The sequence below is a fragment of the Sphaerisporangium melleum genome, from assembly GCF_014646695.1.
Taxonomy (GTDB): Bacteria; Actinomycetota; Actinomycetes; order Streptosporangiales; family Streptosporangiaceae; genus Sphaerisporangium; species Sphaerisporangium melleum.
Genome location: NZ_BMNT01000007.1, coordinates 214,507 through 221,770, shown reverse-complemented (window position 1 = coordinate 221,770; position 7,264 = coordinate 214,507). Strand labels below are relative to the sequence as shown.

The 7,264-nt window shown below is 72.0% G+C and carries 8 protein-coding genes; 1 reads left to right on the top strand and 7 read right to left on the bottom strand.

The window, feature by feature from the left end:
* Positions 1-68: 68 nt before the first annotated feature.
* From IEY93_RS08530 to IEY93_RS08510, 5 genes are all read right to left on the bottom strand, one after another.
* Positions 69-344, bottom strand: a complete 276-nt coding sequence (locus IEY93_RS08530; protein WP_189162416.1) for a hypothetical protein — start codon at positions 342-344, stop codon at positions 69-71.
* 25 nt (positions 345-369) lie between these two features.
* A complete protein-coding gene (locus IEY93_RS08525; protein ID WP_189162415.1) occupies positions 370-1,404 on the bottom strand; it encodes an ABC transporter ATP-binding protein in 1,035 nt (344 codons plus the stop codon).
* Positions 1,405-1,595: 191 nt separating this feature from the next.
* Positions 1,596-2,366 carry an ABC transporter permease gene (locus IEY93_RS08520; RefSeq protein WP_229690981.1) on the bottom strand — a complete coding sequence of 257 codons (771 nt, stop codon included), beginning with the start codon at positions 2,364-2,366 and terminating at the stop codon, positions 1,596-1,598.
* A gap of 77 nt (positions 2,367-2,443) precedes the next feature.
* On the bottom strand, positions 2,444-3,232 hold the full coding sequence (gene modA / locus IEY93_RS08515) for a molybdate ABC transporter substrate-binding protein (protein ID WP_189162413.1): 789 nt from the start codon (positions 3,230-3,232) through the stop codon (positions 2,444-2,446).
* A 13-nt stretch (positions 3,233-3,245) separates the two neighbouring features.
* Positions 3,246-3,659, bottom strand: a complete 414-nt coding sequence (locus IEY93_RS08510) for a TOBE domain-containing protein (RefSeq protein WP_189162412.1) — start codon at positions 3,657-3,659, stop codon at positions 3,246-3,248.
* Positions 3,660-4,049: 390 nt separating this feature from the next.
* Here IEY93_RS08510 and IEY93_RS08505 point away from each other — a divergent pair, with 390 nt between their 5' ends.
* On the top strand, positions 4,050-4,661 hold the full coding sequence (locus IEY93_RS08505; protein ID WP_189162411.1) for a methyltransferase domain-containing protein: 612 nt from the start codon (positions 4,050-4,052) through the stop codon (positions 4,659-4,661).
* A gap of 8 nt (positions 4,662-4,669) precedes the next feature.
* Here IEY93_RS08505 and IEY93_RS08500 read toward each other — a convergent pair whose 3' ends face one another.
* Together IEY93_RS08500 and rfbA are read right to left on the bottom strand one after the other, a co-directional pair.
* On the bottom strand, positions 4,670-5,947 hold the full coding sequence (locus tag IEY93_RS08500) for an acyl-CoA dehydrogenase family protein (protein WP_189162410.1): 1,278 nt from the start codon (positions 5,945-5,947) through the stop codon (positions 4,670-4,672).
* Positions 5,948-6,385: 438 nt separating this feature from the next.
* Positions 6,386-7,258, bottom strand: a complete 873-nt coding sequence (gene rfbA, locus IEY93_RS08495; RefSeq protein ID WP_189162409.1) for a glucose-1-phosphate thymidylyltransferase RfbA — start codon at positions 7,256-7,258, stop codon at positions 6,386-6,388.
* Positions 7,259-7,264 lie beyond the last annotated feature (6 nt).

Below are 7,264 nucleotides of genomic sequence, written 5' to 3'. Positions count from 1 at the left end.
GAGAGTGCTCACTCACCGACGGCTACCAGGCACCGAGTCTGCCCAATCAGGCAACCCGGTAACTCCCATTAGGAGGCAGGGTGGGGGCAGGTGGGTTGGGGTTGGGCGGTCCAGTGGAGGGCTATGTAGGGCTGGGGTTGGCCCCAGTAGCGGACTCGTTCGCGGGTGACGCGGTAGCAGGCGCAGGCCTCGGGTTCTTCGGGGGAGCGGCGGGGGACCGGGACGGACAGGATGCCGATGTCCTGGTCGATGTGGGTGAGCAGGCCGTGGCAGGGGCCGCCCAGGCAGATGGCGTTGGCGTCGGGGTCGTGGCGGCCGTCCGGCGCCCGGGGCTCGGTGGTCATGTCGGATAGGCGTGGGTCTCGGGGGTCATGCCGGGTAGGCGTGGGTCTCGGTGGCTTTGACCGATACCCACACCTGCCGGCCCGGGGTCAGGTCGAGGTCGGCGAGGGCGGCCGGGGTGATGTCGGCGAAGGCGGCGATCGGGCCACCGAGGTGGACGCGGACGCTGTCGCCGTGGCGTTCGATGCCCTCGATGACGCCCTGCCACAGGTTGCGCGGGCTGCCGTCCGGCCGGGTGCGGTACAGGGCCACGGCGGCGGGGGAGAACGCCAGGAACGCGGGCCCTTCCAGGGGGTCGGCGACGTTGAACGGCACTTCGCCGACCTTGATCTGCCGCCCGGCGGCGGTGCCTCGGTACAGGTTGAGGCCGACCAGGCGGGCGACGTAGTCGGTGCGCGGGTGGCGGGCAACCTCGGCAGGGGCGCCCTGCTGGACGATGGCGCCGTGTTCGACGACGATCAGCCGGTCGGCCAGCACCATGGCGTCGAGCGGGTCGTGGGTGACCAGGACGGTGGCGCCGTCGAATCCGGCGAGGTCGTGGCGCAGCCGGGAGCGGACCGACAGGCGGGTGTGCGCGTCGAGCGCGGCCAGCGGCTCGTCCAGCAGGAGCAGGCGCGGGCGTACGGCGAGCGCGCGGGCCAGGGCGACGCGCTGGGCCTGGCCGCCGGACAGGTGCCGGGGCCGGGCCGTGGCCTTGTCGGCGAGGCCGACCCGGTCCAGGAGTTCGGCGGCGACGCGGCGGGCGTCCGCCTTGGACGCGCCGCGGCATCGCGGCCCGAAAGCGACGTTGTCCAGCGCGGACAGGTGCGGGAAGAGCAGGTAGTCCTGGAACACCATGCCGATCGGGCGGTGTTCGACGGCCAGCGTGTGCAGGGGCTCGCCGTCCAGCTCGATGTGGCCGCCTTCGGACAGGCCGGTGAGCCCGGCGAGCGCGCGCAGGGCGGTGGTCTTGCCGGCGCCGTTCGGGCCGAGCAGGGCGACGACCTCTCCGGCGCCGACGTGCAGCTCAATGTCCAGGCGGAAGGCGGGCCGGGTGACGACCAGGCGGGCGTGGAGCGTCATGGCGCGGTCACCCTTCTGTCGCGCAGCCCGGCCAGGGGGACGACCAGACGTGTGTTCAGGGTCATGGCGCGGTCACCGACCTGTCGGGCAGGCCGGCCGGAATGACGGCCAGGCGGGCGTGGAGTGTCATGGTGCGGTCACCCACCGGTCGGGTAGGCCGGGCAGGGTGACGACCAGGCGGGCGTTCGGGGTCATGGTGCGGTCACCCATCGGTCGCGCAGGCCGGCCAGGATGATGACCGACACGGCCAGCAGCACGAGGCTGAGGACGATCGCGGCTTCGGGTTCGGTCTCCAGGGCCAGGTAAACGGCCAGGGGCATGGTCTGGGTGCGGCCGGGGAAGTTGCCGGCGAAGGTGATGGTGGCGCCGAACTCGCCGAGCGCTCTGGCCCAGCACAGTACGGCCCCGGCCACGATGCCTGGCGCGACCAGGGGCAGGGTGACCCGCCGGAAGATGACCAGGCGGGAGGCGCCCAGTGTGGCGGCGGCCTCCTCGAAGCGCTGGTCGGCGGCGCGCAGCGCGCCCTCCACGCTGATCACCAGGAACGGCATGGCCACGAACGCCTCGGCGACGACGACGCCGACGGTGGTGAACGGCAGCGTGATGCCGAACGCGGCTTCCAGCCACTGTCCGGCGAGCCCGCGCCGTCCGAACACCAGCAGCAGGGCGACGCCGCCGACCACGGGAGGCAGGACGAGCGGCACGGTGACCAGGGCGCGGACCAGCCGCCGGCCGGGGAAGGTCACCCGGGCCAGCAGCCAGGCCAGTGGTACGCCGAGCAGCAGGCACACGGCGGTGGCGAGGGTGGCGGTGACCAGTGACAGCCGTAGCGCCTCCAGCACCTGGGGCTCGGCCAGCCGGGTGCCGAGCGTGGACCAGGGCGCGCGGACCAGCAGCCCGGCCAGGGGGAGCACCAGGAAGCCCAGGCCGAGCAGGGCCGGTACGAGGAGGACCCAGGGCAGGCGGCCGGTGACGGCGCCCTGCCCGGGGTCGCGGTCGCGACGCCGGGCGGGTGCCGTGCTGGTGGTGGTGGTCACGGTCAGGGCGCCTCGAAGCCGGCCTTGGTCAGGACGTCCTTGCCCTGCTGGGAGAGCACGAGGTCGACGAACCGCTTGGCGAGGTCACCGGCGGGCGCCTTGGCGAGCGTGGCGATGGGGTAGTCGTTGATCGCCTTGTCGGCCTCGGGGAAAGTGATGCCCTGCACCTTGCCGCCCGAGGCGATCACGTCGGTCTTGTAGACCAGCGCGGCGTCCACCTCGCCCAGTTCGACCTTGGTGAGGGTGGCCTTGACGTCCTGTTCGAGGGTGACGGGCTTCACGGTCAGCCCGGCGGCGTCCAGCGCCTTGACCGCCGCGGCGCCGCAGGGCACCTGCTCGGCGCACAGCGCCACCTTGACCTTGGGGTCGGTGAGGTCCTTGAGCTCGTCCACCTTGGCGGGGTTGTCGGTGGGGACGGCGATCACCAGCTTGTTGCGGACGAACGTCGTCGGCGCCGCGGCGAGCGAGGCGTCGGTCACCGTCTTCATCGTGGCGGGGCTGGCCGCGGCGAAGACGTCGGCGGGCGCGCCTTGGGTGATCTGCTGGGCGAGGGTGGCGCTGGAACCGAAGTTGAACCGGACCGTGGTGCCGGGGTTGGCGGTCTCGAAGGCCTTGCCCAGTTCGGTGAACGTGCCGGTGAGCGACGCGGCGGCGAACACCGTCACTGTCGTGGTTCCGCCGGCCGAGGCGCCCGCGGACGCGGCCGGGTCGCTGGAGCCGCAGCCGGCCGCGCCGGCCAGGACGAGCGCGAGGGGGAGGGCGGCGGCCCACCGGGAAAGACGCCTGAACACCAAGGGGGGCTCCTTATGAGGTACCGGCCACGCGTTCGTGACCGGGGATCTCCACGACGACGTTGGTGGACTTGATCACGGCGACCGCCACGACGCCCACCACCAGGCCGAGCTCGTCGGCGGCCTGCCGGCTCATCAGCGACACCACGCGGAACGGCCCTGCCGCGATCTCCACCTGCGCCATCACCTCGTCCCGGATCACCTCGGTGACGATCCCGCGGAAGCGGTTGCGCGCGGAGGAGCGGGCGCCGTCGCCGTCGGCGCCGACCTGGGCACGGGCGAAGGCGGCGAGGTCGGCGCCGGCGATCTGCCGGTGGCCGTGCTCGTCCCGCTCGGCCGTCAGCCGGCCGGCGTCCACCCATCGGCGGACGGTGTCCGCGCTGACCCCGAGCAGCGCGGCGGCCTCGCTGATCCGGAACGTTGCCACGAACTTCACCATACCCTTCGCACATGCAATCCTAAAGACCGATTCTGGCTCGCATCAGCAATGAGATTCACTCACTTACTGCCGTATCCGCGACATCATCTCACTCTTGCGGAGCGCAATAGGAAAAGCAGGTGTCCCGCGTCCGTGCCGGTGCGAGCCATCGGGGGCAGGTCGTGCTTTCCCAGGTCACCGGGGGTCCGGTGCCCGTCATTGATCCGTAAGGATCAGGGGGCACCGGCGGCTGTACGTTCGCTGCGTGATCCAGCGTTCCGCCCGGAGCCGCCGTCCGCCGCCGTTGCCCGGCGCCCGCGTCGCGGCGTCCGGCGACCTCGGCGGGTACGGTCGTCCGCCATTCCTCGCCGTCCGATCCGCCGAGCGCGGGGAGGCCGCGTGATCGGTGCCTTCTACGAGGACGCGCTGCAGGGAAGGGACGTGGACGTCGAGTACTCCGACGGTACGGTCCGGCCGCTGGGCGCCGAGCGCTGGCTGCGGCCGATCGCGGGCGACCAGCGGTTGCTGGCCAGGTGCGACGGTCCGACGCTGGACGTCGGCTCCGGGCCGGGACGGCTGACCGCGGCGCTCGCGGGCATGGGCGTCCCGGTGCTCGGCATCGACGTCACTCCGCTGGCGGTGGCGCTGACCCGGCGGGCCGGCGCGCCGGCGCTGTGCCGGAACGTCTTCGAGCCGCTGCCCGGCACCGGCCGGTGGGCGGTGGCGTTGCTGGCGGACGGCAACATCGGCATCGGCGGGAACCCGGAGGCCCTGCTACGCCGGCTCCGCGAGCTGGTACGGCCCGGCGGCGCGGTGATCACCGAGTTGGCGCCGCCCGGCTCGCCCAGCGGGGTGGATCGGGTACGGCTGCGCCGTGGCGGGCGGGCGGCCGACTGGTTCACCTGGGCGACGGTCTCCGCCGACGACATCGGCCCGCTCGCGCGACGCTGCGGCTTTCCGTCGGTGGAGCCGTGGCACGAGGCGGGCCGCTGGTTCGCCACCCTGACCTGAAAGGCCGGTTACTGGGCGGCGACGGCGGGGGTCACGCGGTAGCTCAGGTAGTTGTTGTCGCGGTCGATGCCGAGGGCCAGGCCGCTGAGGAAGTCCACCGCGTCGATGTAGGTGTACGGCTGCATGAACCAGCCGGCCCGCACGTCGCGGTAGAGGCGCGACAGCGGGTGCGCGGCGTCGTAGGCCGCGCCGCCGACGATGGTCACCGCGTCGTTGACCACCGACTGGGCCAGGCGGTTGACCGTCAGCTTCGCGCACTGGAACGGCACCATCATCCGCCGGCCGCGCTCGTCCAGGTCGCCGTCGAGGTCCTCGTTGAGCTCGTCGGCGTTGGTCAGCGCCGCCGCGGCCGCGGCGCGCAGGGTGAACAGGTTGGTCTCGATGTCGGCGACCATGGTGCGGATGGCGGAGGGAGGCAGGGTCCCGCGCGCGGCCGACCGGTGCGCGGCCGTGCCCACGGCGATGTCGCGGGCGGCGCGCGCGACGCCGGCGTAGATGCCGAGCATGGTGATGGAGCTGACGGTCTGCCCCGACAGCGTGCGGTCGCTGTGCGCGCCGATCGTCTCCCGCTGCAGCACGTCGTCCGCGCTCACCGGGCAGTTCTCGAACGCGATGTCGTAGGTGCCCGAGGCGCGCATGCCGAGGCCGTCCCATTTGGGGACGACCGTCAGGCCGGGGGCCGTGCGGTCGACGATCGCGGCGGCCAGGGTGACCGGCTCGCCGTCGACGACCTTCTGGGTGTGGACCAGGAAGTGGGTGGCGATCGGGGTGAGGGTCACGAGCGTCTTGCGGCCGGACAGCAGCCAGCCGCCGTTCCCGTCCGGGGTCAGCCGGGTCACCGCCGTGTGGTGGTCTCTGGCGGCGCCGCAGATCACCAGTCGTTCGGTGGCCATGCCGCGCAGCAGTCGTTCGGCCAGCGCCCGTACGGGGGGCGAGCCGTGCCGCCACTCGTAGGTCAGGGTCAGGCCGCGGCTGAACTGCACGTGCAGGGCGAGCGCGGTGGAGGCGTCGGCCGCCGCGACGGTCTCCAGCACGGTGGCGACGTCGGACAGGCAGGAGACGCCCATGCCGCCGAGTTCCTCGGGGACGGTGCCCGCCATGACGCCGTTGTCGAGGAACCGTTCGAAGACGTCGGTGGGGAACTCGCCGAGCCGGTCGTTGGCGGCCGCGCCGTCCCGGATGCGGGCGGCATCCTGTTCGACCAGGGTCAGCAATGCTCGGCCGTTCGGGGTGACCGGCGTACCGAACCGTCCGGCGGGGCTGCGAGTGGCGCTCCAAGTCGACAATGGAAACTCCGCTATGTCTGAGGGGCGATGACGGCCATTTGCGTTCGGCGGACGACCGGACCGGGGCTCGAATTCGAGCGTAACACCGGGCCGCGGATATAGGACCCGGGCCCGGCGGACCAATGGATAATGCGCAACGCGGAAGAAACAGAGCCGGGACGGCACGATAAACGGCGGACCGCGCGATGAATATAAAGACGGCGGTCGTTTCGCCTGGCTGCGGCGTCGCCGGCCGGTGGCTCCGTCCGGCCTCGCGACCAGCGGTTCGCTGTTCCGCCCGGCTACGGTGGGCGATGGCCTGTCGTTCAGCCGGCTCGAGGATCACCGGCACGCCGTTTCGGCGGACAATCACCGCGGCCGTTTTCCGGCCGGAGAATGACCGGCCCGCCATTCGACCCGGCCGCTGTGTTGGGCGGCCGGGCGGAACGGCGGGAGGGGTCAGTCGTGCGCGTAGGCGATCTCCGTCAGATAACGCCCATAGTGCGACTGGCCCATTCCGGCGCCGAGCCGGTAACAGGCCTCGGCGTCGATGAAGCCCATGCGCAGGGCGATCTCCTCCAGGCAGGCGACCCGCTCGTCCTGGTGCTTCTCGACCGCCTGCACGTACTGGCTGGCGGCGAGCAGGGAGTCGTAGGTGCCGCAGTCGAGCCAGGTGTGGCCGCGGCCGAGGCCGACCAGCTTGGCCCGGCCCTGCCTGAGGTATTCGAGGTTGACGTCGGTGATCTCCAGCTCGCCGCGGGCGGAGGGCCTGATGCCCCGGGCGATGTCGACCACGTCCTTGTCGTAGAAGTACAGGCCGGTGATGGCGTTGTCGGAGCGCGGGATGGCCGGTTTCTCCTCGATGGAGACCAGCCGGCCCGAGGCGTCGACCTCGCCGATGCCGTACCGTTCCGGATCGGTCACCGGGTAGCCGAACAGGGTGCACCCGTCGAGCGACTCCCGGGCGTCGCGCAGCAGCTCGGGGAACCCTGCGCCGTGGAAGAGGTTGTCGCCGAGGATCAGCGCCGAGCTGTCGCCGCCGACGTGGCCGGCGCCGATCAGGAATGCCTCGGCGATGCCGCGCGGCTCGTCCTGTACCGCGTAGGACAGGTTCAGGCCGAGCTGCGAGCCGTCGCCGAGGAGGTTCTCGATGACCGGGACGGCGGACGGCGTGGAGATGATCAGGATGTCCCGGATCCCGGCCAGCATCAGCACCGAGATCGGGTAGTAGACCATCGGCTTGTTGTAGACGGCGAGCAGCTGTTTGGACGTCACCAGGGTGAGCGGGAACAGCCGGGTGCCGCTCCCGCCGGCGAGGACGATTCCCTTCATCTTCCC

Bases quoted from the DNA above. Each gene is read 5' to 3' on its own strand.
- IEY93_RS08530 (WP_189162416.1), bottom strand. From the start codon at position 344: ATGACCACCGAGCCCCGGGCGCCGGACGGCCGCCACGACCCCGACGCC.
- rfbA (WP_189162409.1), bottom strand. From the start codon at position 7,258: ATGAAGGGAATCGTCCTCGCCGGCGGGAGCGGCACCCGGCTGTTCCCG.
- IEY93_RS08525 (WP_189162415.1), bottom strand. From the start codon at position 1,404: ATGACGCTCCACGCCCGCCTGGTCGTCACCCGGCCCGCCTTCCGCCTG.